Source organism: Streptomyces sp. NPDC102283, from assembly GCF_044766265.1.
GTDB lineage: Bacteria > Actinomycetota > Actinomycetes > Streptomycetales > Streptomycetaceae > Streptomyces.
The window spans coordinates 364,349-387,341 of the sequence record NZ_JBIWLQ010000008.1 but is presented as its reverse complement, the minus strand read 5'-3'; the positions used below and the strand labels follow the sequence as shown (position 1 = coordinate 387,341).

Here is a 22,993-nt window from a genome sequence, read left to right as displayed (position 1 = left end):
CCTCGTCGGACAGGATCAACTCGGCCTTCGGCCGCCCAGTACGCGCCACAGACCAAGCCTATACATCTGAACAGAATTCCTGACTCAGAAGACTAGCCGGAGGCGGAGCGGGCACTCGACGCCTCCCCGGCCGGGAGGGCCTCTTCGCGGGGTGTCCGCCGGAACGACCCTCCCCGCACCGCCGGTCCGGCCCCCTCTCTAGGTTGACCTCATGGGATTCTTCGACATGCTGACCGGAACCAAGCGCCCCGAGGCCGGAGTGGCGCCGCGACCGGCCGAGGAGTTGCGGACGGCCCTGCTCGGTCTCAATGGGCCGGACGTCCCCTACATCATCAGCGACGGCGCGGCGCACGGCGCCGATCTGGTGGCGGAGTGGCGGATCGCCGAGCCCGCCTGGCAGCACGTCTTCGTCCAGTCCCAGCTGACGCACGCCATCCGGATCCGGATGCGGCTGGCCGAGGACGTCCCCGAGGTGCGTGCCGTCGAGGAGAGTTGGGAGGTCACCCGGGTCGGGAATCCCCCGCGGCTCCAGACGTCGGCGACGTACACCCGCGGCGGGGGCAGGACCGTCTCGCGGCAGTACACGCTCCGGCGCGGGGAGAGCGGCCGCCTCGAAGCGGCCGAGTCGTTCGGCTTCGACAGCGCGCAGCTGACCGACCCCTTGCGGGGCACCACCCTCACGTCGGGCTGGACCTGGCGCGGCGTGATCTTCGGCAAGCTCTGAGCGGCACCCGGCATTCCTCCGGCTGCCCGGCTGCCCGGCTGCCCGGCTGCCCGGCTGCCGCACGATGCCACGTATGCTTCCGCCGGTTGTCTCGCATCCTTCGAGTTGGAGCCCTCCCATGCCCATAGCCCGTCTGGCCGCGGTGACGTGGAGCCTCTCGGCAGTCGCCGCCGGCGCGCTGCTCGTCGGTTGTTCGGGTTCGGTCAGTGTGGGAAATCCCGAGTCGAAGCTGCCCAAGGACAAGCTGTCCGCCACGGTCGCCGAGAAGCTCGCCGAGACAACGGGCCGGGCGGAGCCCGACGTCACGTGCCCCGAGGACCTCGCCGGGAAGGTCGGCACCAAGACCCGCTGCACCCTCACGGCGGGCGACGGCAGCACCCTGGGCGTGACGGCGACCGTCACCTCGGTCGACGGCGATCAGATCAACTTCGACATCGAGGCGGACGACACGGCCTCCCCCGCCGCGAACTGACGCGGAGAGGGGCTTCCGCCCCGCCCGCCCCGGCTCAGCGGCTGCGCGGGATCACCGGCCAGGACGCCTCGACCACGGCCGTCGGGTCCGAGCGGCGCAGGTAGGCCTGGAGCGAGGCCGACTGCTCGGCGGCCGCCCGGATCTGAAGGACGTGCAGCTCGGCGGGCGGCAGGGTGCCGACGGGGCGGTGCCGCTCTCCCATCCGGCGCACCACGCGCACGGCGGCCACCGCGTCGGCGCTCGCCTCGTGGGCTCCCTCCAGCGTGACCCCGTAGTGGTCGCAGAGCGCCTGGAGGGCCCGCTTGCCCTTGCGGTACTTGTCGACGTGCTTGTCGATCACCAGCGGGTCGATGACGGGCGAGGGCGCCCCGCCGACCCGCTCGTCGACCGACGGCAGCCCGTACCTGCGGCACTCGCGGTCCAGCAGCGAGAGGTCGTAGCGGGCGTTCATCACCACCAACGGGACGCCCGAGCGCAGCACCTCGGCGACCGCGTGGGCGATCTCCTCGACCGCCGGGGCGGCACGCGAACCGTGCTCGCGGGCGTGGTCGGTGGCGATGCCGTGGATCGCGGAGGCCTGTTCCGGTATCGCCACCCCCGGGTCGAGCAGCCAGGTCCGCTGCTCGATGACCGTCCCGTCCGCGTCCAGCCGGACCAGTGCGGCGGTGACGATCCGGTCGTTCTCGACGTCGGTCCCCGTCGTCTCCAGGTCGAAGCCGACCAGTGTTCCCCGGTGCCAGCTCATCCCGATACCTCCTTCGTTGTGCGCTCCCCCATGTGCTGACCACCTTCGCACGGGCCACTGACAGAGCCCCAGGAGGCCCGCGACGCACGGCCCGCCGGAAGGAGAGCGGCCTGTGCCGTCAGGAGACCGGCCGGGAGTCCGTCCAGACCGATTCGAACTCCTCGCGGTACGTCTCGAAGAGGCCGTGCTCGCTGTCCTGTCCCGCCCGCACCACCGTGCGCCGGCCACCGCCGCGCAGCACCAGCACGGGCGCCTCCATGCCCCGGGCCCGCCGCAGGTAGGGCTGGACGACGCCCACGGCGTCCGGGCCGTCGCCGTCCACCAGGTAGGCGGTGAAGCGCGGGGTCTCGTCGAAGACCTGGATCTCGAACGCGCCCGGGTCGCGGAGCTTGGAGCGCACCCGGCGCATGTGCAGGATGTTCATCTCCACCGAGCGGCTCAGCTCGCCCTTCTTGAGGCCGAGTTCCCGCTCCCGGCGGCGCACCGCGCTGCTGGCCGGGTTGATGAACAGCAGCCGGACCCGGCAGCCCGATTCGGCGAGCCGGACGAGCCGGCGGCCGGAGAAGTTCTGCACGAGCAGGTTGAGCCCTATCCCGATGGCGTCCAGCCGCCGTGCCCCGCCGAACAGGTCCTCGGCGGGCAGCTGCCGCTGGAGCCGGACCCGGTCGGGGTGGACGGAGACCACGTCCGCGTACCGGTCGCCGACCAGCTCCTCCACCGCGTCCACCGGCAGCCGGTCGGCGGAGGGCACGGAGGCCCCGCTGCCGAGGATGTCCAGGAGACGGGCGGAGGCGCGTTCCGCCTGGGCGAGGACCGCCTCGTTCAGCGCGCGGTTGCGGGAGACGACGTTGCGCGCGACCTCCAGCTCGTCCAGGGCCAGCTCGACATCGCGCCGGTCGTCGAAGTACGGCTCGAAACAGGGCCAGTGCTGGACCATCAGCTCACGCAGTTGCGGCAGCGTGAGGAAGCTGAGGACGTTGTCGTCGGCCGGGTCCAGCAGATAGCCCTTGCGGCGCGATACCTCGCGTACGGCGACGGCGCGCTGCACCCACTCCTGCCCGGCCGGTCCGGCCGCGGCCACCACCCACTCCTCGCCGTGCACCGGCTCGTAGATCGGCCGGAGCACCGCGGCGACGACGGCCCGCAGCCGTTGTTCGACCAGATTCAGCCAGATATAGGCACGCCCGGCCCGCTGGGCCCGGGTGCGCACCTCGTTCCAGGCCTCGGAGCCCCAGTCCAGCGCGGCGCCGATCTCCATGGGCTGCGCGAGGGACACCGCCCCGGGCGGGGCATCGGTCGCTTCCCCCTCGTGACCCGCGTCACCTGGGGGCAGCTCGAACCCTCCCGAGCTCACCCGCGTACCGCCTTCCACTCCCCCACCCAACGATCAAGGAAGGGTACTCCGGGACCACGATCCGACGCAGCCCGATGCGCAGGGGACTTTCTCAACTCCCCTGCGCGTAAGGCTTGTTCCTTGCGGCGAGATCGGGTGGAGTGAGCGGATTCATAGTGATTAGGCCCCTTGTCCCGGGGCGGGAACCGGACGCCCGCCGGGTGGCGGGGTCCGGAAGCACGTCCGGAGCGGCACGGGAGTGTCCGAAGTTGACCGGTCCGGTCCGGCGCGGGGCGACGGGACCCGGCCGCACCGGGCGACGTCCTAGGTGAGCGTCTCGTTTTCGGGGAGTATTCGGGAAGTATTCGAGGAGTACCGGGCCGAGGAAGGCCACCGCACCCGGATCGGAAGGGGAGGAGTCTTCATCATGCAGGTCTGGCCGGGACACGCTTACCCCCTCGGCGCCACGTACGACGGCGCCGGCACCAACTTCGCGGTCTTCTCCGAGGCCGCCCACCGGATCGAGTTGTGCCTGTTGCACGACGACGGTTCGGAGACGGCGGTGGAACTCCGCGAGACCGACGCCTTCGTGCGCCACGCCTATCTGCCCGGGGTGATGCCGGGTCAGCGGTACGGCTTCCGGGTGCACGGCCCCTACGAGCCCCAGCACGGTCAGCGGTGCAACTCCGCGAAGCTGCTGCTGGACCCGTACGCCCGTGCGGTGGCCGGAAAGATCCAGTGGGGCGAGGAGGTGTACGGCTATCCGTTCGGCAGGCCGGACTCCCGCAACGACCTCGACTCGGCCCCGCACACCATGAGCTCGGTGGTGGTCAACCCGTACTTCGACTGGGGCGACGACCGCCGCCCCCGGACGGACTACCACCGGACCGTCATCTACGAGGCCCATGTGAAGGGCCTGACGATGCTGCACCCGGGCCTCCCGCCCGAGCTGCGCGGCACGTACGCGGGGCTCGCGCACCCGGAGGTGATCGCCCACCTGACCGAACTGGGCGTCACCGCGATCGAGCTGATGCCCGTCCACCAGTTCGTGCAGGACCACCGGCTTTCGGACATGGGGCTCGCCAACTACTGGGGCTACAACACCATCGGCTTCTTCGCCCCGCACAACACCTACGCGTCCTGGGGCGACCGCGGCGAACAGGTGCTGGAGTTCAAACAGGCGGTGAAGGCGCTCCACCAGGCGGGCATCGAGGTCATCCTCGACGTCGTCTACAACCACACCGCCGAGGGCAACCACCTCGGTCCCACGCTCTCCTTCCGCGGCCTCGACAACGCCTCGTACTACCGCCTGACCGACGACCAGCGCTACTACATGGACACCACGGGCACCGGGAACTCCCTGCTCATGCGGTCCCCGCACGTCCTTCAGATGATCATGGACTCGCTGCGGTACTGGGTGACCGAGATGCATGTGGACGGCTTCCGCTTCGACCTCGCGGCGACGCTCGCCCGGCAGTTCCACGAGGTGGACCGGCTCTCCTCGTTCTTCGACCTGGTGCAGCAGGATCCGGTGGTCAGCCAGGTGAAGCTGATCGCCGAGCCGTGGGACGTCGGCGAGGGCGGCTATCAGGTGGGCAATTTCCCGCCGCTGTGGACCGAGTGGAACGGCAAGTACCGCGACACGGTCCGTGATCTGTGGAGGGGCGAGCCGCGCACCCTGGCGGAGTTCGCCGGGCGGCTGACCGGCTCCTCCGACCTCTACCAGGACGACGGCCGCCGCCCGCTCGCCTCGATCAACTTCACCACCTGCCACGACGGCTTCACCCTGCACGACCTCGTCTCCTACAACGACAAGCGCAACGACGCCAACGGGGAGGACAACCGGGACGGCGAGAGCCACAACCGGTCCTGGAACTGCGGCGCGGAGGGCGAGAGCGACGATCCGGAGATCGTGGAGCTGCGGGCCCGCCAGATGCGGAACTTCATCGCCACGCTGATGCTCTCCCAGGGTGTGCCGATGCTGAGCCACGGCGACGAGTTCGCCCGTACGCAGAACGGCAACAACAACGCCTACTGCCAGGACAACGAGCTGGCCTGGGTGCACTGGCCCGATCCGGACGGAAAGGCCGACGCCCCCGCCTCGACGCTGCTGGAGTTCACCCGGGCCATGGTGTGGCTGCGCCGCGACCACCCCGTCTTCCGGCGTCGCCGCTTCTTCCACGGACGGCCGGTGGAGGGCACCCACGACGACCTCTCCGACATCGCCTGGTTCACCCCCGAGGGCGAGGAGATGACGCAGCAGGACTGGCAGGCGGCCCACGCCAAGGCGATGACCGTGTTCCTGAACGGGCACGCGATCTCGGAGCCGGGGCCTCGTGGCGAGCGGATCTGTGACGACTCGTTCCTGCTGATGTTCAACGCGAGCGCCGAGACGCTGGAGTTCGCCGTCCCGGTCGGCCACGGGGAGCAGTGGCAGGTCGTCGTCGACACCGCGCGGCCGGACGGGGTGGAGCCAGGGGCGGGACCGAAAGTCGCCGAGGGCGAACGGGTCACGCTGATCGGGCGCAGCCTGACCGTGCTGAAGCGGTCCGCCTGAGGCCCGGTGGGCCGGGGGCGGGAGTGAGTGTTCCGTCCGGGGTGACACGGACCGCCCCGGACGGGGTACGTAGGAGTCCATGACGCCCACCGCCACGTACCGGCTTCAGCTCCAGCCCGACTTCCCCTTCGCCGCCGCCGAGAAGGCCGTGCCGTACCTCGCCGCGCTCGGCGTCTCGCACCTCCACCTGTCGCCCGTCCTGGAGGCGGTCCCCGGCTCCCAGCACGGCTACGACGTGGTCGACCACAGCCGGGTCCGGGCGGAGCTGGGCGGCGAGGAGGGGCTGCGCTCGCTCGCCTCGGCCGCCCGGGAGCACGGGCTCGGCCTGGTGCTGGACATCGTGCCCAACCACATGGCGGCAGCGCCCCGGCACAACCGGCGGCTGTGGGAGGTGCTGCGCGAGGGCCCGTCCTCCCCGTACGCCCGCTGGTTCGACATCGACTGGGCGGCGGGCGGGGACCGGGTGCTGCTGCCGGTGCTCGCCGGGCCGCTCGGCAGAGAGCTGGAGCACCTCTCGGTGGACGGGGAGGTGCTGCGCTACGGCGAGCTGGAGTTCCCGCTGCGCGCCGGGACGGCGGACCTCGTGCTGCCGGAGCTGCTGGACGCCCAGCACTACCGGCTCGGCTGGTGGCGCCTGGCCCGCACCGAGCTGAACTACCGGCGGTTCTTCACCGTCTCGGAGCTGATCGGGGTCCGCGTCGAACACCCCGAGGTCTTCGACGCCACGCACGCCAAGATCCTCGAACTGCTCCGCGACGGCGTGCTGGACGGGCTGCGCGTCGACCATCCCGACGGCCTCGCCGCGCCCGCCGCCTATCTGGAGCGGTTGAACGAGGCCACCGGCGGCCGCTGGACGGTGGTGGAGAAGATCCTCACCGGCGACGAGCGCCTCCCGGCGGACTGGGCGGTCGCGGGCACCACCGGTTACGACGCGCTGCACCGGATCGACGGGCTGTTCACCGACCCGTCCGGCGCGGCGGAGCTGGTCGCCCGCTACCGGGAGTTCGCGGGCCCGGCCGGGGACCGGGGCGGCGACTGGACGGCGACGGTGCGCCGGGCCGCGTACCGGGTGGCGACGCATGAGCTGGCCGCCGAGACCGCGTGGCTGACCCGGCTCGCGACCGGGATCTGCGGCCGGGACCCCGCGCTGCGCGACCACGCGCCCTGGGCGCTGCGCACGGCGGTCCGGGAGCTGCTGGTGCGGGTCCCGGTCTACCGCCCGTACGTCACGGCGGGCGAACCGCCGTCGCGGATCGCCGAGGAGACGCTGACCGACGAAGCGGTACGGGATGCGAAGGCGGTGTTCTCCGTGCCGGAGGAAGCGACGGCCGTGGACGTCGTACGGGATCTGGCGCTCGGGCGGCTCGGCGGCGGGGAGGAACGGGCGGCGTTCTGTGCCCGGTTCGCGCAGACCGCGTCCGCGCTGCACGCCAAGTCGGTGGAGGACACGGCGTTCTACCGGTACGTCCCGCTGACCTCGGCCACCGAGGTGGGCGGGGACCCGGGGCGGCCCGCGGTGTCGCCGGAGGAGTTCCACGGCTTCGCGGCGCGGATCGCGCGCGACTGGCCCGCCACCGGCACCGTCCTGACCACGCACGACACCAAGCGCAGCGCGGACGTGCGGGCCCGGATCGCGGTGCTGTCCCAGTGCCCGGAGCGGTGGGCGGCGCTGGTGGCGGAGCTGTCGGCGGCGACCACCGTGGCTGCCCCGGATCCACAACTGGCGTGGACCGCCTGGCAGTCGGCGTACGGCTGCGCGGAGCTGCCGGCCGAAGAGCTGTCCGAGCGGCTGGAGCCGGCGCTGCTGAAGGCGGTGCGGGAGGCGGGCCTGTTCACCAGCTGGACGGAGCCGGACCGGGTGTACGAGCGGGCGGTGACGGACTTCGTCGCCGCCGGTCCGGGCAGCGGGCCGGGTGTGGTCCGGACCCGGGTCGCGGAGTTCGCGGACGCGCTCGCCCCGCATGTGCGGGCCCAGGTGCTGGGGGCGGCGCTGGTGCAGCTGACGATGCCGGGGGTGCCGGATCTCTACCAGGGCACGGAGAGCGAGTACCTGGCCCTGGTCGACCCGGACAACCGGCGGCCGTTCCGGCGGCCGGAGGCCGGGGACGAGAAGCAGGCGCTGACGGCGGCCGTGCTGCGGCTGCGACGGGAACTGCCGGAGTTTTTCGGGGAGTCGGGGACGTACGCGCCGCTGACGTCCCGGGGCCCGGCCGCCCCGCACCTGGTGTCCTTCTGCCGGTCGGGCGACGTGGTCACGGCGGTGACCCGGCTGTCACTGCGGCTGGCCGAGGACGGGGGCTGGCGGGACACGGTGCTGGAACTGCCGGACGGGGGCCCCTGGCGGGACCTGCTGTCGGCCTCGCCGGGCGGGGAGTTCACGGGCGGCGCGGTGGCGGCGTCCGAGCTGTTCGCCGAGCGGCCGGTGGCGCTGCTGCGGCGGGTGCGGGAGTGACGGCCGGGGCCGTCACCGTCAGGACGGGCGTACGAGCAGGGTGCGCGGGCCGCGGGTGAGCAGGCCACCCGCCGCCGGGCGGAAGCCGTCGGCCCAGCGGATGCCGGGCATCGCCGTCAGCAGGGCGCGCAGGCCGTGTTCGGCCTCAAGCCGGCCCAGGAGAGCCGCGGGGCAGCCGGCCGGGCCGATGAGCAGCGGGTCGGCGTCGGGGCGCAGCGGGTCGAAGCGGTCGGGCGCGCCGAACCGGGCCGGGTCGCGGCCCGCCGCGCCGATGAGGCAGGCGACGGGCGCGTCGGCGGGCAGCGTGCCGCCGCTGACGGCCACCTCGGTACGGGTGCGGCGCAGCACGATCTGGACGGGCGGGTCGCGGCGCAGCGTCTCCGCCCAGGCCCGCCCGAGCAGCGTGGCGGCGCCCTCTCCGGCGGTCGCGGCGGCCAGCAGGTCGGGGTCGTCGAGCATGTTGGCGAGGAACGAGGCGAGGGCGTGCTCGCGGAGCGCGGTGGGCCCGGCGCAGTCACCGGGTCGGCCGCCGGTCCGCCGGTGGAGGGCGCCCCGGGGCCCGGTGCTCAGGTCCGGGTAGGAGCGCCCGGCCGCGGCGGCGGCGGCGCCGGCGGGCAGCCAGCGGCAGAAGTCGGCGACCAGGTCCGCCCGGTCGCGCCCGGCGATCCGGCGGGCCAGGACGTATGCGGTCCGCTCGACGGCGGGTTCGGCGGCGCGGTACGCCGCGGCCGACGGGACGCAGACGAGGCTGCCCCGGCAGAGGCCCAGCGGCACGGGGGCCCGGCCGCGCGGGGCCCCGTCGTGCGGGTAGCCGGTGAACCGGGGGTCGGTGAGAGCCAGCGCCACATCGGCGTACCGGCTGAGCAGCCAGGCGCCGAGGCCCGGGTCGTAGCCGAGGGGATAGTCGGTGCGCAGCAGGCGGTAGAGGCGCAGCCGGTACGGGTCCGTGGTGGCCCCCGGTGCCAGCAGGCCCGGCTGCCCGCCCGCGAGCCGGTGCGGACGGCGGGCGGCGGGCAGTGCGTCGGGGCGGTCGGCCGGCATCCCGCGCCCCCTGGAGTCGAGTCGGTGCGCCGGCTGTCGGCGCGCACCCTCTCAGCGGACCACCGCCGAGGGCGCACCGCAGTCGGCGTACGGCCGTTCGGGTGAGAGCGCGGCGGGGCGAAGAGGGTGGATCCCGGCGGTGGGCAGGGAGCAGAGCAGTTCCGTGAAGGCCGCCGCCGCCCCGGTCAGCACCACCCGGGAGAAGACGCCCATCGGTCGCAGCCAGGGCGGGTCGACGCCGAGCACCGCGCAGTCCTCGCCGATCGCGCTCCGGACGAGGTGGGCGGCGGCCGTGGACACACCGACGCCGGCCGCCGCCATCCGGACGGCTGTGGAGGTGTGCTCGGTCCACACCGCCGTACGCGGCGCGAAGCCCGCTCTGGCGCAGACCTCTTCCAGGAAGGGGCGGCCGTCGACGAGCGGTTCCATGGCGCACCGCACCCAGAACCGGTCGGCGAGCTCGCGGAGGGCGACCGAGGAACGCCCGGCCAACGGGTCGTCGAACGGGACGACGAGGACGATCTCCTCCTCCCCCACCGGGACGACGGGGCCACTCCAGCGCGCCGGCAGCGGTCCGACGGCCAGGTCGGCGATGCCGCGCTCCACCTCGTCCTCCAGGGCGTCGGTGCTCGCGTACTCGTGGAGGACCAGGCGCACGCCCGGGTGGCCGCGCCGCCAGTGGGCGAAGACGTCGGGAAGGACGCCGACGGCCACCGAGTGCACGGTGGCGATGTGCAGTTCGCCGCCCTCGGCCCCGGCGGCGGCGCGGGCGGCGCGGCGGGCCTGGGCGGCGCTGCGGACGGAGCGTTCGGCGTGCGGCAGGAAGGCCCGGCCCATCGGGGTGAGCAGGACGCCGCGCGGCAGCCGCTCCAGCAGCTCACCGCCGACGTTCCTCTCCAGCGCCTTGATCTGGTGGGAGAGGGCGGGCTGGGTGACGTGGAGCCGTTCGGCGGCGCGGGTGAAGGAGGACTCCTCGACCACCGCGACGAAGTACTCCATCTGACGCAGACTCATACGGCGCATCTCCTCCGGGACTTCACACACGACGCCCCATGAACGTTGTGCATCGGCTCCACACATATTCTGCCTTGGACGCATGAGCGGGGTCGGGGCGAGGGTGGGTCCCATGACGCTGACGAACGCGGAGAAGATCCGCACGAGCGAGAGCACCACGGACGTCCTGGTCATCGGCGGCGGGACCGGCGGCTACTCGACGGCGTTGCGCGCGGCGGCCCTGGGGCTGCGTGTCGTGCTCGCCGAGCGGGACGCGGTCGGCGGCACCTGTCTGCACCGCGGCTGCATCCCGAGCAAGGCGATGCTGCACGCCGCCGAACTCGTCGACGGCATCGCCGAGGCCCGGGAGCGGTGGGGGGTGAAGGCGACGCTCGACGCGGTGGACTGGCCCGCCCTGGTGGCGACCCGGGACGACATCGTGGCCCGTAATCACCGCGGGGTCGAGGCGCAGCTCGCGCGGGCCGGGGTCGCGGTGGTGCGCGGCAGCGCCGAGCTGACGGGCCCGCGCTCCGCCCGGATCGGCGGGTTCGGGGAGGTCGTCGCCCGGCGCGGTGTGGTGCTGGCGACCGGCTCGCGACCCCGGATGCTGCCGGGGGCGGCGGTGGACGGGCGGCGGGTGGTGACGAGCGACGACGCCCTGTTCGCGCCGGGGCTGCCCGGGTCGGTGCTGGTGGTCGGCGGCGGGGCGATCGGCGTGGAGTACGCCTCGTTCCACCGGTCGATGGGGGCGGAGGTCACCCTGGTGGAGGCCGCGGACCGGCTGGTGCCGCTGGAGGACGCGGAGGTGTCGCGGCACCTGCTGCGGGGGCTGCGGAAGCGGGGCATCCGGGTCGAGGCGGGGGCGCGGTTGCTGGAATGGGAGGTGGTGGAGGCGGGGGTCCGGGCGCTCGTGCGGACCGCCCGGGGCGAGAGCGTCACGGTGGCGGCCGAGCGGCTGCTGGTCGCGGTCGGCCGGGAGCCGGTGACGGAGGGGCTGGGGCTCGCGGCGGCGGGGTTGGCGAGGGACGGGCGGGGCCATGTCGTGCCGGCCGACTGGTCGCGGCTGGAGACGGCGGTGCCGGGCGTGCACGTGGTGGGCGACCTGCTGCCGCCGCCGTCACCGGGGCTGGCCCACGCCTCTTTCGCCGAGGGGCTGTTGGTCGCGGAGACGCTGGCCGGGCTGCGTACCTCCCCGGTCGACTACGCCGCCGTTCCCCGGGTCACGTACTCCTCGCCGCAGACGGCCGCGGTGGGGCTGACCGAGGCGCAGGCCCGGGACGCGGGGCACGACGTGGTGGTGAACGCCCTGCCGCTGACCGCCGTCGCCAAGGGCATGGTGCACGGCCGGGGCGGGCTGGTGAAGGTGGTGGCGGAGCGGGCGGGCCGGGTGCTGGGCGTGCATCTGGTCGGCCCGCATGTCTCGGAGATGATCGCGGAGAGCCAGCTCGTGGTCGGCTGGGACGCCGAGCCCGCCGATGTCGCCCACCACATCCATCCGCATCCGACGCTTTCGGAGGCGGTCGGCGAGGCGTTCCTGACGCTGGCCGGGCGCGGGCTGCACCAGCAGCACTGACCGGAGGTCAGGCAGGCGGGTGGCCGGGGCCGGGGCCGGGCGGCGGCAGCTCGGGCGGATGCGCGGACGGGTGGGGCGCGTACGGCGGACGTTCGGGCGGGCGGAGTGCCGGGGCGGTGAGGCGGAAGCTCATCCGGCCGAAGCTCACCTGGTCACCGTCACGCACCGGGATGGAGCCGACGAGCCGCTGACCGTTGACGCAGGTGCCGTTGGTGGACCCGAGGTCGCGCAGCACCCAACGGCCGCTCTGCCCGGAGAGTTCGGCGTGCAGCCGGGAGACCGTCTCGTGGTTGAGCCGCAGCCCGTTGGCCGGGTCGCGGCCGATGAGCAACGGGTGCGGGCCGGGGGCGGGGAGCAGCAGCTTGGGGAGCCGCTCGGTCTGCCAGGCGCGGCGCAGCCGCCCGGGGAAGGCGGATATCCCGCCCACCGCGCGGACCAGTCCCTGCGACCAGTTGCCGCCGGCCTCCAGGTCGGAGGTGAGGGCCACCAGCTCCTCCGGGCGGCGGGCGACGAGAGCAAGCTCCATGCGCCGCATGAAGGTGTCGTGCGACAACTTGCCCTGTGCCGCGCCGTCTCTGAGCACGCCGAGGACCCGGTCGCGCTGGGCGTCCGACAGCCGCGCGGGACTCGTGTGGAACTCGAAGGAGGACGTCACGTCGACGATTGTCGGGCCGAGGGGCCCGGGGTGTCCAGATGAGGCCGTGTTTCCTCCCGCGCTGACCTGCGCCGCTCCTCGGTGGAGCCCCTTGCTAGGGTCTGCCGCTCATCCATCACGAGGAGACTTTGTGACCCCTGTTCCCCCGCGGCTGACGGTCCGTCCGCTGTCCGGAGCCGAAGAGCTCGACCTGTTCTGCGGCCTTTCGTACGTTCTCGACCACGAGCTGGCCGACGACCTCGCCACCGGGCGCCGCGTCCCGGGATGGATGTGGGTCGCCCTGGACGGGGAGCGGGTCGTCGCCAGGGCCGCCTGGTGGACCGACGCGGCGGGCAACAGTCCGCTGGCGCTGGACTTCTTCGACCTGGACGACACGCTTCCGGTGCCGGAGCGCGTCGCGATCGGCGTCCGGCTGCTGGAGACGGCGACGGCGGCCGTGCTGCCCGCCGGTGCACAGCGGCCCGAGTACGGGCGGTTCGTACCGCCGGACTGGCACGAGAACCCGGCCGCCCGGGACGTCGTCGGGGCACGGATCCGGGTGATGGAGGAGACCGGGGCCCGGATGCTGGTGGAGCGGCTGCGGTTGGAGTGGCGGGCCGGTACGCCCGTGCCCGAGGACTCCGGCAGGCTGGTGTTCCGTCCGGTCGCCGGGCGGGAGGACCTGGTCGCGCTGATGGCCCCGGTGATGGAGGGCACTCTCGACGCCCACGGGCAGGCGGACCTGGCGTCCGGACTCGATGCCCGCGAGGCGGCCGAGAAGCAGTACGACGAGGAGCTGGCCGGATACTCCACCCCGATGGACTGGTGGCGGATCGCCGAACTGCCCACGGGTGAGCCGGTCGGCTTCGTCATTCCGGCCCGTAACAGCTACAACCCGATCATCGCGTACATCGGGGTGCTGCCCGCCCGGCGGGGCCACGGGTACATCGACGACCTCCTCGCCGAGGGCACCCGGGTGCTGGCGGCCGAGGGCGTGGACCGGATCCGGGCGGCGACCGATCTCGGCAACGTACCGATGGCGAAGTCCTTCGAGCGTCTGGGCTACGTCAACTTCGAGCGGGCGTTCAACATGGTCTGGGACGAGCGCCGTTGAACGCGACCCGTTGATAAGGCCCGTCGCCCCTGCCGTCAAACCGTTGGACGGCGGGCGTGAGGGGGGCTAGGGTCGGCATCGACATCGGCACAGGTCGTGGAAGGAGGCGAGAAACGTGCGCAGGAACAACGGCACCACCATCCGCAGTACGTCGCTTTCGCGCTCCCGCCCCGTCCGCCGGGCGGTGTCGGACCTCGTCTGACCGGGAGCGCGGCATTCCGTCCCCGGAGGACATTCCCATGACCGATTTGGTCATCCGCGCGCTCACCCCGAGCGACGCCGCACTCTTCACCACGTTCCAGGACAGCCCTCTCGTCGGCCGGGCCGCCTTCGGCCACGCCTACACCTCGACGGCCGACGGCGGCGAGTATCGCCCCGACTGGTCCTGGGTCGCCCTGCGCGACAACACCGTGATCGCCAGGGCCGCCTGGTGGGGCGGGCCCGACGACACCGAGCCCGTCGTGCTCAACTGGTTCGACTTCGCGGACGGGGAGGCGGAGGCGGGCGCCGAACTCCTGCGCCGGGCCCCGTTCGACAGGGAGTACGAGGTGATCGCACCCGCCGGATGGCGGGACGATCCGGCGGTGCGGGCCGCCGTCGAGGCGCGGGTCGCCGCCGCGACGGCGGCCGGTATGAAGCCGCTGGTCGAGCGCTACCGCTATCGGTGGACCCCCGGCTGCCCGCTGCCCGAGCGGACGGGCCGGCTCACCTTCCGCCCGGAGCCGGACGACGCCGTCGTCCTCGACGTCCTGCGCCGGGTCCACTCGGCCACGCTGGACGCCCACGCCCGCAAGGCCATCGAGGGCCCCGGAGGGCTGGATGCGGCGGCCCAGGAGGAGTTGGACTTCTTTTACTGGTGCCCCTCGCCGAGGGAGTGGTGGCGGCTCGCGTACACACCGGACGGCGAGGTGGCGGGCATCCAGGTGCCCGCGCACAACCCGTCCGGGCCCTGCGTCGGCTTCATCGGGGTCGTCCCCGAGGCGCGCGGGCACGGCTACGGCTACGACCTGCTGGTGGAGTGCACGCGCTTCCTCGTCGAGCAGGGCGCCGAGTTCGTCGCGGGTGCGACGGACCGGGGCAACGTGCCGATGGCCGCCGCGTTCGCGCGCGCCGGGTACCCGATCATCCAGGAATGGGTCCATCTGGCGTGAGGGCCCCGGCCTCCTCGGCCAGCCACTCCAGCCGGAGCCGCTGTTCGGCGGGGATCGTGGCGTCCTCGCCGCGCGGCCCCACGTTGAGCAGGACGTTTCCACCGTCGGCCGCGGTGTCGCGGACCAGTGAGGTGAGGGCCTCGCGGCCGATGAAGGCGTCGGGGCCCGATCCCCGGTTGTAGCCGAAGCTGTGGTCGACGCCCCGGGTGATCTCGTACGGGTCGGAGCCCTCGTAGCGGGCGTACTCCGGGGTGCGGAAGTCGAAGACCGGCGGTGTGCGCGGGACGAAGCCCTCGCCCCGCGCCACCGTCCGCCGGTCCCACCAGTTGTACAGCGCCTTGGCTCCCGGCAGGTTCAGACCCCGCCAGTGCGGGGCGCAGGGCAGCAGCCGGTCGTTGACGACGCCGTGCGGGACGGTGAAGCGGTAGAAGTCGACCAGGGAGCGGATCTCGCCGGTGGAGGCGGGCCAGGCGATGTCGTTCCAGAGGACGTCGGGCCGGTAGCGGCGGATCAGCTCCCGCATCTGCGCGTCGGCGTAGGCGGGGTAGCTCCCGCGCGGGACGGCGGAGAACATGTCGGCGGCGGTTCCGATGGGCCGGTCGTCGAAGGTCCAGTCGAGCCCGCCGGAGTAGTAGACGCCGAAGCGCAGGCCCTCGGCCCGTACGGCTTCGGCGAACTCGCCGACGACGTCCCGGGTGGTGTGCCAGCCGGCGCGGTGCGGGTTCTTCGTCTCGGAGGGCCAGAGGCAGAAACCGTCGTGGTGCTTGGTGACCAGGACCGCGTAGCCGGCCCCCGCCTCGCGGAAGGCGCGGGCCCACGCTGCCGGGTCCCAGCCGGCGAGCCCGTCCTCGAAGTCGCGGCCGAAGTCCGTGTAGGGGCGCTGCCCGTAGGTGGCGCGGTGGTGGGCGGCGACCGGGGAGCCGGGGAAGCGGAGCGCGTTCTCGTACCACTCGGCGTACGAGGTCCAGCCCAGCGGCGCGCGTCTGCCCGCCGCCGGGAGTTCGGCGGCGGGGACGTAGGGCGGGGCCCAGCCGGGAACGGATGCGGGTGTCCAGTGAACGAAGATCCCCAGTCGGGCCCGGGACCACCATGAAGCGACCATGGCGGGAGTATTGATCATTCGGGGGGAGCCGCGTAAGCCCCCTCGACCGCCGGATTCCGCTTCTGTGCCTTCTGCGCTCCGATGAGGTCGCGGTACCAGGCGTAGGACCGCTTGGGCGTGCGGGTCAGCGTCTCGTAGTCGATGTGGACCAGGCCGAACCGCTGCGAGGCGCCCTCCGTCCACTCCACGTTGTCGGTGAGCGACCAGGTGAAGTAGCCGCGCACGTCCACCCCGGCGTCCATCGCCGCGCGCAGGGCCCTGAGATGGCTCTCCAGGTAGGCGATGCGGCGGTCATCCGCGTGGGGCTCCTCCAGGGCGCAGCCGTTCTCGGTGATGTACAGCGGCGGGAGGCGGTCGCCGTAGCGGGTGTGGAGCGCGGTGACGATCTCGGTCAGCCCCTCGGGGACCACGGGCCAGCCGAAGCCCGTCTTCTCATAGCCCTCGATCTCCCGTATGCCGAAGGGGAGTTCGGCGGGCATCGCGAAGCCGGAGAAGGTGTCGAGCGCCTCCGGCCTGGGCGCCCCGACGAGGGTAGGGTTGTAGTAGTTCACGCCGTACCAGTCGAGCGGGGTGGAGATGACCTTGAGGTCGTCGGCGACCGGGCCCGGCATCAGCGCGGCGAGGTTCTCGTCCGGGTAGCGGCCGGTGAGGACCGGGTCGGCGAAGAGCCAGTTGGTGAGCGTGTCGTACAGCTCCGCGCCGAGGCGGTCCTCGTCGGTGTCGCCCGCCGTCCAGACCGGGGCGTGCGAGAGGGCGACGCCTATGTTGTCCGCGCCCGCCGCGCGCAGCGCGCGGACGGCGAGGCCGTGGGCGAGGAGCTGGTGGTGGGCGGCGGGCAGGGCGTCGAAGAGGAGGGTGCGGCCGGGGGCGTGTTCGCCCAGCGCGTAGCCGAGCATCGTGACCTCGGCGGGCTCGTTGACCGTGATCCACATGGGGACGCGGTCGGCGAGGCGTTCGGCGACGATGCCGGCGTATTCGGCGAAGCGGTAGGCGGTGTCCCGGTCGAGCCAGCCGCCCGCCGCCTCCAGCGGGAGCGGGGTGTCCCAGTGGTAGAGGGTCGGGGCGGGGGTGATGCCGTGGGCGCAGAGCTCGTCGACGAGCCGGTCGTAGAAGTCGAGCCCGTCGGCGTTGACGGCTCCGCTGCCGCCGGGCACCACGCGGGGCCAGCTGACGGAGAAGCGGAAGGCGTCGGCGCCGAGGCCGGCCAGCAGGGCGACGTCCTCGCGGTAGCGGGCGTGGAAGCCGGTGCCCCGGGTGGTGTCGGTGCCGTCCTTGATCCGGCCGGGCAGCGCGGCGAAGGCGTCCCAGCCGGAGGGGCCCTTGCCGTCCGCGTCCACCGCCCCCTCGGTCTGGAAGGCGGAGGCGGAGGCTCCCCAGAGGAAGCCGGGAGGGAACATCGGCAGGGTCATCGCGGCCTCCAGCAGCCGTACGTATGAGCAGAACCAGTACGTGTGAGCAGAACCTGTATGAGCGGGAACCTCGCCGGGCAATGATCAGGACCAGACCTTAATCGCCGGTGGCGGGCGGCAACAGAGCCTGTCGCGTGGATCGTGGAGCCCGTTCGCGGGCGGCCGCGCGCCCCGCCCAGGGACGAGGAGTGGTGGATGCAGTTCGAGGTGTGGGCCCCCGAGGCGGACTCGGTCGTGCTGGAGGCGGCGGACGTCCGGTGCCCGATGGAGCGTGACGCCGGGCGCGCGGGGTGGTGGACGGCCGATGCGGAGGCCTCGGACGGGGCCCGGTACGGGTTCCGGCTGGACGAGGGCCCCCTGCTGCCGGACCCCCGTTCGCGGCGTCAGCCGGACGGTCCCGACGGCCCGAGCGCGGTCGTCGACCAGGAGGCGTACGCCTGGCGCCAGGCGTGGGCGGGGCGGCGGCTGAACCGTGCGGTGCTGTACGAGCTGCACGTGGGGACGTACACCGCCGAGGGCACCTTCGACGCGGCGGCGGCCCGGCTGGGCCATCTGGCCGAGCTGGGCGTCACCCATGTGTCGCTGATGCCCGTCTGCCCGTTCCCGGGCGTCAACGGCTGGGGGTACGAGGGCGTCTCGCTGTGGGCGGTGCACGAGCCGTACGGCGGACCCGAGGGGCTGAAGCACTTGGTCGACACGGCGCACGGGCTGGGGCTCGGGGTGGTCCTGGACGTCGTCCACAACCACCTGGGCCCGTCCGGGAACCACCTGCCCGCCTTCGGCCCGTACTTCACCGACACCCACCACACCCCGTGGGGCGCGGCGGTCAACCTGGACGCGCCGGGCTCCGACGAGGTGCGGGCGTTCCTGCTGGGCAGCGCCCTGGCCTGGCTGCGCGACTACCGGCTCGACGGGCTGCGGCTCGACGCGGTGCACGCGCTGGCCGACACCCGGGCGCTCACCTTCCTGGAGGAGTTGTCGGCGGCGGTCGACGCGCTGGCCGTCGAGGTGGGCAGGCCGCTCGGGCTGATCGCCGAGTCCGACCTCTGCGACCCGCGCACCACGACCCCGCGTCCGGCCGGCGGCCTCGGACTGCACGCCCAGTGGAACGACGACTTCCACCACGCCCTGCACACCGCGCTCACCGGAGAGTCCCGGGGCTACTACGCCGACTTCGCCCGCGCCCCGCTCGCCGCCCTCGCCAAGGCGGTGACATCCGGGTTCTTCCACAACGGGACGTTCTCCAGCTTCCGGGGCCGCGTCCACGGCCGCCCGGTCGACGTGACGCGCACCCCGGCCCACCGCTTCGTGGGCTACGCGCAGACCCACGACCAGATCGGCAACCGGGCGCTCGGCGACCGGCTGGCCACCTCCCTGACCCCCGGTCTCCAGGCCTGCGCGGCGGCCCTGGTGCTGACGGGCCCGTTCACGCCGATGCTCTTCATGGGCGAGGAGTGGGGGGCGCGGACCCCCTGGCAGTTCTTCACCGACCACACGGACCCGGAGCTGGCCGAGGCCGTACGCAACGGCAGACGGCGGGAGTTCGCCGCGCACGGCTGGGACCGGGAGGAGATTCCCGACCCCCAGGACCCGGCGACCCGGGACCGGTCCTGTCTCGACTGGTCCGAACCGGAGCGCGAACCGCACGCGCGGCTGCTCGCCTGGTACCGCGAACTGATCGCGCTGCGCCGTACGTTGCCGGATCTGCACGACCCCGACCTGGCCTCGGTGAAGACGGCGTTCGACGAGGACGCGCGCTGGCTGGCGTACCGCAGGGGCGACCTGCGGATCGCGGTGAACCTCGCGGACAAGCCGGCCGCCATCCCGCTGGGCTCGGGACGCCACCGGCGTTCCGGCGGACGGGTGTTGGCGGCCTGGGAGCCGGTGGAGGCACCGGGGGCGGACGGGGTCCTGCGCCTGCCGCCGGAGTCGTGCGTGGTGCTGGCGGACGACTGAGCGGCGCCGATGGGCCGACCCTTTCCTTGCCTTCGTGTGCACTTCAACTCGTAGCGTTCGGCGCAGTGCACGACATCACGAGAGGAACACCATGAAGCAGCGATTCCTGGGCCGTTCGGGCCTACGCGTCAGCGAACTGTGCCTGGGCGCGATGACGTTCGGCCAGGACACCGACGAGGCGGCCGCCCATCGGATCCTGGACACGTTCACGGAGGCGGGCGGCACGTTCGTCGACACCGCCGACGTGTACAACCAGGGTGTCTCCGAGGAGATCGTCGGCCGGTGGCTGAAGGGCCGCCGCCGCGACGATCTCGTCATCGCCACCAAGGTGTTCGGGACGATGGGCGAGTCCCCGAACGCGGGCGGGCTGAGCCGCAAGCACATCGTGTCGGCGGTGGAGGCGAGCCTGCGCCGCCTCGGCACGGACCACATCGACCTCTACCAGACGCATGTGTGGGACGCGACGACGCCCATCGAGGAGACCCTCTCCACCCTGGACACGCTGGTGAAGGCGGGCAAGGTCCGCTACCTCGGCGCGAGCAACCTCTCCGCCTCCCAGCTCCAGCGCTCCCAGGACCTCGCGGACCGCAACGGCTGGGAGCGGTACGCGTCCCTCCAGCCGCTGTACAACCTGCTGGCGCGCGAGATCGAGTGGGAGCTGGTCCCCGTCAGCGCGGCGGAGGGCGTCGGCATCATCCCGTGGAGCCCGCTCCAGGGCGGCTGGCTGACCGGCAAGTACCGGCGCGGGATGACCGCCGCCGCACCGGGCACCCGGGAGGCCCGCTACCAGGAGGAGCTGGGCCGGGAGGCCTGGCGGGAGCGGGACAACGAGGAGACCTGGCGGGTCGTGGAGGAGGTCGTCGCGGTGGCCGAGGAGGCGGGGCGCACCCCGGCGCAGACCGCGCTGCGCTGGCTGCTCGGCCGACCCGGCGTCACCGCGCCGATCGTCGGGGCCCGGACGCCGGAGCAGCTGGCCGACAGTCTCGGCGCGGCGGGCTGGGAGCTGACGGCGGAGCAGGCCGGGCGGCTGGACGCGGCGAGCGCCCGGCCGCTGCCCTACCCGTACGACGTCCTGCACCGCTTCCGTGACCGGGAGCCGCACGACGACTGAGCCGGGGAGGCCCGGGGCGCCTACTGGACGACGGCCAGTTCGCGGGCGGTGGTGTTGAGCCGCCGCCCGCCGTCCTCGGTGACGGCCACGATGTCCTCGATCCGGACGCCGAAGCGGCCCGGGAGGTAGATGCCCGGCTCCACGGAGAAGCACATGCCGGGCACCAGCGGCTGCTCCTCGCCCTCGATCATGTAGGGCGGCTCGTGGGTGGTGACGCCGATGCCGTGGCCGGTGCGGTGGATGAACCGTTCGCCGTAGCCGAATTCGGTGATCACCGCGCGGGCGGCCCGGTCGATCTCCTGGCAGGCGACGCCGGGCCGGACGGCCGCGCAGCCCGCCTGCTGGGCCTCGCGGACGATGTCGTGGACCCGCTGCTCCTCGGCGGTGGGCTCGCCGACGTGGACCGTACGGGAGGTGTCGGAGCCGTACCCGTGCTTCAGGCCGCCGAAGTCGAGGACGACCATGTCGCCGCGCTCGATGGTGCGTGCCCCGGCCTCATGGTGCGGGTTCGCCCCGTTCGGGCCGGAGCCGACGACGGTGAAGTCGACCTGGGAGTGCCCGAACTCACGGAGCAGGGCTGCGAGATCGGTGGCCACGTCGACCTCGCGGCGGCCGGAGAACCGCACCTTGAGGATCTCCTCGTACGTGGCGTCGGCTGCGGCTCCGGCAGCGGTGAGCCGTTCCAGCTCGGCGGCGTCCTTCACCGCGCGGAGCATCGGGAGCGCCTCGGTGAGCGCGGTGTAGGAGGTGCCGGGCAGCTCCCGCTGGAGGCCGAGCAGATGCATCGCCCAGGCGTTGTCGCTGACACCGAAGCGGCCCTCGGCGTCCAGCAGCGGGGCGGTCACCGCGTACGGGTCCTTGCCGTCGGTCCAGTCCCGCAGGGTGAGGGCGGGCGCCCCGGTGGCGGCGGCCGCGTCGGGGGCCTCCAGGGTCGGGACCACCAGGACCGGGTCCTGGCCGGCCCGCAGCACGAGGAGGGTGAGGCGTTCGGTACTCACGGGGCGGTAGCCGGTGAGGTGGACGAGGTCGGGGCCCGGCGCGACGATCACCCCGTCGAGCCCGGCCTCGGCGGCGGACTCGGCGGCGCGCGCCATGCGGGCCCGGTAGTCGTCGGCGGTGAAGGACGGCGGGGCGGAGTGCGGGACGGACGGGCTCGGGCTGGACATCAGGACCTCCTGGCGGTGCGACACGGCACACAGCATCCTGCCCGCCCGGCGGGGCGTGCGCGACCGGCTTGCCGGAGCGTGTCGGTCCTCGGGAGCCGGCGACGGATCAGCGGAAGGCGCCCGGCTGGCCGTCGGGAACGACCCACGGATCGGCGGCAACGACCGGCGGGCCGTCGGAAACGCCCGGCGGCCTTCGGCAACGACCGGCGGCCTTCGGCAACGCCGGGCGGGTCAGAGCCGCACGATCAGGTCCGCCCGGTCCCGGCCTTGCTCCACCAGCCGGGCGTTCGCCTCGTCGGACCGGGCCACCCACTCCTGCGCGCGGTGGCGGGGCCTGCCGTGGCGGACATGGCGGTCGACGAGCCGCCGCACCCGCACCTGCGGGTCGGGGTCCAGGAACCACACCTCGTCCAGCAGAGCGCGCACCGGGGCCCAGGGGCCGTCGTCGAGCAGCAGGTAGTTCCCCTCGGTGACGACGAGCGGGACGTCCGGCGGTACGGGCAGCGAACCGGCGACCGGCTCCTCCAGGGACCGGTCGAAGGCCGGGGCGTAGACCGCGTGCACCGGGTCCGGTGCGCGCAGCCGCCGCAGCAGGGCCGCGTACCCGGCCGCGTCGAAGGTGTCGGGGGCGCCCTTGCGGTCGGCGCGGCCCAGGCGCTCCAGTTCGACGGCGGCGAGGTGGAAGCCGTCCATCGGGACGAGGGCGGCGCGTCCGTCCAGGGCCGCGACCAGCCGTTCCGCCAGCGTGGACTTCCCGGCTCCGGGCGGGCCCGCGATCCCCAGCACACAGCGCCCTGCGGTGTCCGCGAGGGCGCGGGCCCGGTCCGTCAGCGCGGCCCGGCCGCCGGTGGTCGTGCCGTCCAGGATCTCCATGCGTGGCATTGTGCGGGGGCCGGGCCGAAAAGCGTTAGTGTTACGTATAACCTCACCCGTGCGGTACCCGTTCAGCGCCCGTGCGGCACCCGCTCGATACCCGTGGAAGGCCCCGCCATGTCCCACATCGCCCTGGTCACCCTGGTCGTCCGCGACTACGACGAGGCGCTCGCGTACTACCGCGACGCGCTCGGCTTCGAGGTGGCGGAGGACACCGACCGGGGCGACGGCACCCGCTGGGTGGTGGTGCGCCCGCGCGGGTCCGCGCCCGGCACGGGGCTGCTGCTCGCCCGCGCGAAGGACGAGGTCCAGAGCAGCGCGGTGGGGGCGCAGACGGGCGGCCGGGTCGGCTTCTTCCTGCACACCGAGGACTTCGCGGCCGACCACGTCCGGATGGTGGCGGCCGGGGTGCGCTTCCTGGAGGAGCCCCGGCACGAGACGTACGGCTCGGTCGCGGTCTTCGAGGACCTCTACGGCAACCGCTGGGACCTGCTCCAGCCGGCCGCCTGACCCCGTCGGCCCCGGCGCGGGGCCCTCACCCGGTGAACCCGTCCCGGCACCTTCGCAGGGTGAACCCGTCCCTTCCC

Annotated in this window: 19 protein-coding genes; 10 read left to right on the top strand and 9 right to left on the bottom strand. The window is 73.4% G+C overall.

Going from position 1 to position 22,993, the window contains the following annotated elements; all coding sequences use genetic code 11:
• The first annotated feature begins 211 nt into the window (after positions 1–211).
• Both ACIRJT_RS18975 and ACIRJT_RS18970 read left to right on the top strand, forming a co-directional pair.
• Positions 212–724 (top strand): hypothetical protein, encoded by a 513-nt coding sequence (locus tag ACIRJT_RS18975; RefSeq protein ID WP_403910581.1) that lies wholly within the window; start codon positions 212–214, stop codon positions 722–724.
• 118 nt (positions 725–842) lie between these two features.
• Complete coding sequence (locus ACIRJT_RS18970) at positions 843–1,196, top strand: DUF4333 domain-containing protein (protein WP_403910580.1); 354 nt, start codon at positions 843–845, stop codon at positions 1,194–1,196.
• A gap of 34 nt (positions 1,197–1,230) precedes the next feature.
• Here ACIRJT_RS18970 and ACIRJT_RS18965 read toward each other — a convergent pair whose 3' ends face one another.
• Together ACIRJT_RS18965 and ACIRJT_RS18960 are read right to left on the bottom strand one after the other, a co-directional pair.
• Complete coding sequence (locus ACIRJT_RS18965; RefSeq protein WP_403910578.1) at positions 1,231–1,941, bottom strand: 3'-5' exonuclease; 711 nt, start codon at positions 1,939–1,941, stop codon at positions 1,231–1,233.
• Positions 1,942–2,059: 118 nt separating this feature from the next.
• Positions 2,060–3,295 carry an SAV2148 family HEPN domain-containing protein gene (locus tag ACIRJT_RS18960; RefSeq protein WP_403910577.1) on the bottom strand — a complete coding sequence of 412 codons (1,236 nt, stop codon included), beginning with the start codon at positions 3,293–3,295 and terminating at the stop codon, positions 2,060–2,062.
• Positions 3,296–3,701: 406 nt separating this feature from the next.
• Here ACIRJT_RS18960 and glgX point away from each other — a divergent pair, with 406 nt between their 5' ends.
• Both glgX and treY read left to right on the top strand, forming a co-directional pair.
• On the top strand, positions 3,702–5,831 hold the full coding sequence (gene glgX, locus ACIRJT_RS18955; protein WP_403910575.1) for a glycogen debranching protein GlgX: 2,130 nt from the start codon (positions 3,702–3,704) through the stop codon (positions 5,829–5,831).
• Positions 5,832–5,910: 79 nt separating this feature from the next.
• Positions 5,911–8,283, top strand: coding sequence for a malto-oligosyltrehalose synthase (gene treY / locus ACIRJT_RS18950; protein ID WP_403910573.1), 2,373 nt, complete (start codon positions 5,911–5,913; stop codon positions 8,281–8,283).
• Between the two features lie 18 nt (positions 8,284–8,301).
• On the opposite strand, the gene ACIRJT_RS18945 is transcribed toward treY, so the two are convergent.
• Positions 8,302–9,324, bottom strand: coding sequence for a cytochrome P450 (locus ACIRJT_RS18945; protein WP_403910571.1), 1,023 nt, complete (start codon positions 9,322–9,324; stop codon positions 8,302–8,304).
• A 51-nt stretch (positions 9,325–9,375) separates the two neighbouring features.
• Positions 9,376–10,338, bottom strand: coding sequence for a LysR family transcriptional regulator (locus tag ACIRJT_RS18940; protein ID WP_403910570.1), 963 nt, complete (start codon positions 10,336–10,338; stop codon positions 9,376–9,378).
• A gap of 112 nt (positions 10,339–10,450) precedes the next feature.
• Between ACIRJT_RS18940 and lpdA the strand changes: the two genes are divergently transcribed.
• A complete protein-coding gene (lpdA, locus tag ACIRJT_RS18935) occupies positions 10,451–11,890 on the top strand; it encodes a dihydrolipoyl dehydrogenase (RefSeq protein ID WP_403910568.1) in 1,440 nt (479 codons plus the stop codon).
• Between the two features lie 7 nt (positions 11,891–11,897).
• On the opposite strand, the gene ACIRJT_RS18930 is transcribed toward lpdA, so the two are convergent.
• Positions 11,898–12,545 (bottom strand): DUF1707 and FHA domain-containing protein, encoded by a 648-nt coding sequence (locus ACIRJT_RS18930; RefSeq protein ID WP_403910566.1) that lies wholly within the window; start codon positions 12,543–12,545, stop codon positions 11,898–11,900.
• Between the two features lie 130 nt (positions 12,546–12,675).
• Between ACIRJT_RS18930 and ACIRJT_RS18925 the strand changes: the two genes are divergently transcribed.
• Both ACIRJT_RS18925 and ACIRJT_RS18920 read left to right on the top strand, forming a co-directional pair.
• Entirely contained in the window at positions 12,676–13,638 is a 963-nt protein-coding gene (locus ACIRJT_RS18925; RefSeq protein WP_403910564.1) for a GNAT family N-acetyltransferase, read from the top strand.
• 239 nt (positions 13,639–13,877) lie between these two features.
• Positions 13,878–14,789 (top strand): GNAT family N-acetyltransferase, encoded by a 912-nt coding sequence (locus tag ACIRJT_RS18920; protein ID WP_403910562.1) that lies wholly within the window; start codon positions 13,878–13,880, stop codon positions 14,787–14,789.
• Here ACIRJT_RS18920 and ACIRJT_RS18915 read toward each other — a convergent pair.
• Positions 14,761–15,891 (bottom strand): alpha-L-fucosidase, encoded by a 1,131-nt coding sequence (locus ACIRJT_RS18915; protein ID WP_403910560.1) that lies wholly within the window; start codon positions 15,889–15,891, stop codon positions 14,761–14,763. The two genes, ACIRJT_RS18920 and ACIRJT_RS18915, sit on opposite strands and share 29 nt — an antisense overlap.
• Before the next feature lie 14 nt (positions 15,892–15,905).
• The gene (locus ACIRJT_RS18910) at positions 15,906–17,300 is read right to left on the bottom strand and encodes a GH1 family beta-glucosidase (RefSeq protein WP_403910558.1); all 1,395 of its coding nucleotides are present in this window, start codon (positions 17,298–17,300) and stop codon (positions 15,906–15,908) included.
• Between the two features lie 195 nt (positions 17,301–17,495).
• Here ACIRJT_RS18910 and treZ point away from each other — a divergent pair, with 195 nt between their 5' ends.
• Complete coding sequence (gene treZ / locus ACIRJT_RS18905) at positions 17,496–19,256, top strand: malto-oligosyltrehalose trehalohydrolase (RefSeq protein ID WP_403910556.1); 1,761 nt, start codon at positions 17,496–17,498, stop codon at positions 19,254–19,256.
• 91 nt (positions 19,257–19,347) lie between these two features.
• On the top strand, positions 19,348–20,367 hold the full coding sequence (locus ACIRJT_RS18900; RefSeq protein ID WP_403910554.1) for an aldo/keto reductase: 1,020 nt from the start codon (positions 19,348–19,350) through the stop codon (positions 20,365–20,367).
• Positions 20,368–20,387: 20 nt separating this feature from the next.
• Here the strand turns inward: ACIRJT_RS18900 and ACIRJT_RS18895 are convergent, their stop codons facing one another.
• Both ACIRJT_RS18895 and ACIRJT_RS18890 read right to left on the bottom strand, forming a co-directional pair.
• Positions 20,388–21,533, bottom strand: a complete 1,146-nt coding sequence (locus ACIRJT_RS18895; RefSeq protein WP_403910552.1) for a M24 family metallopeptidase — start codon at positions 21,531–21,533, stop codon at positions 20,388–20,390.
• A gap of 231 nt (positions 21,534–21,764) precedes the next feature.
• Complete coding sequence (locus tag ACIRJT_RS18890) at positions 21,765–22,406, bottom strand: nucleoside/nucleotide kinase family protein (protein ID WP_403910550.1); 642 nt, start codon at positions 22,404–22,406, stop codon at positions 21,765–21,767.
• 117 nt (positions 22,407–22,523) lie between these two features.
• On the opposite strand from ACIRJT_RS18890, the gene ACIRJT_RS18885 reads away from it, so the two are divergent.
• A complete protein-coding gene (locus ACIRJT_RS18885; RefSeq protein WP_403910548.1) occupies positions 22,524–22,916 on the top strand; it encodes a VOC family protein in 393 nt (130 codons plus the stop codon).
• Positions 22,917–22,993: the final 77 nt, after the last annotated feature.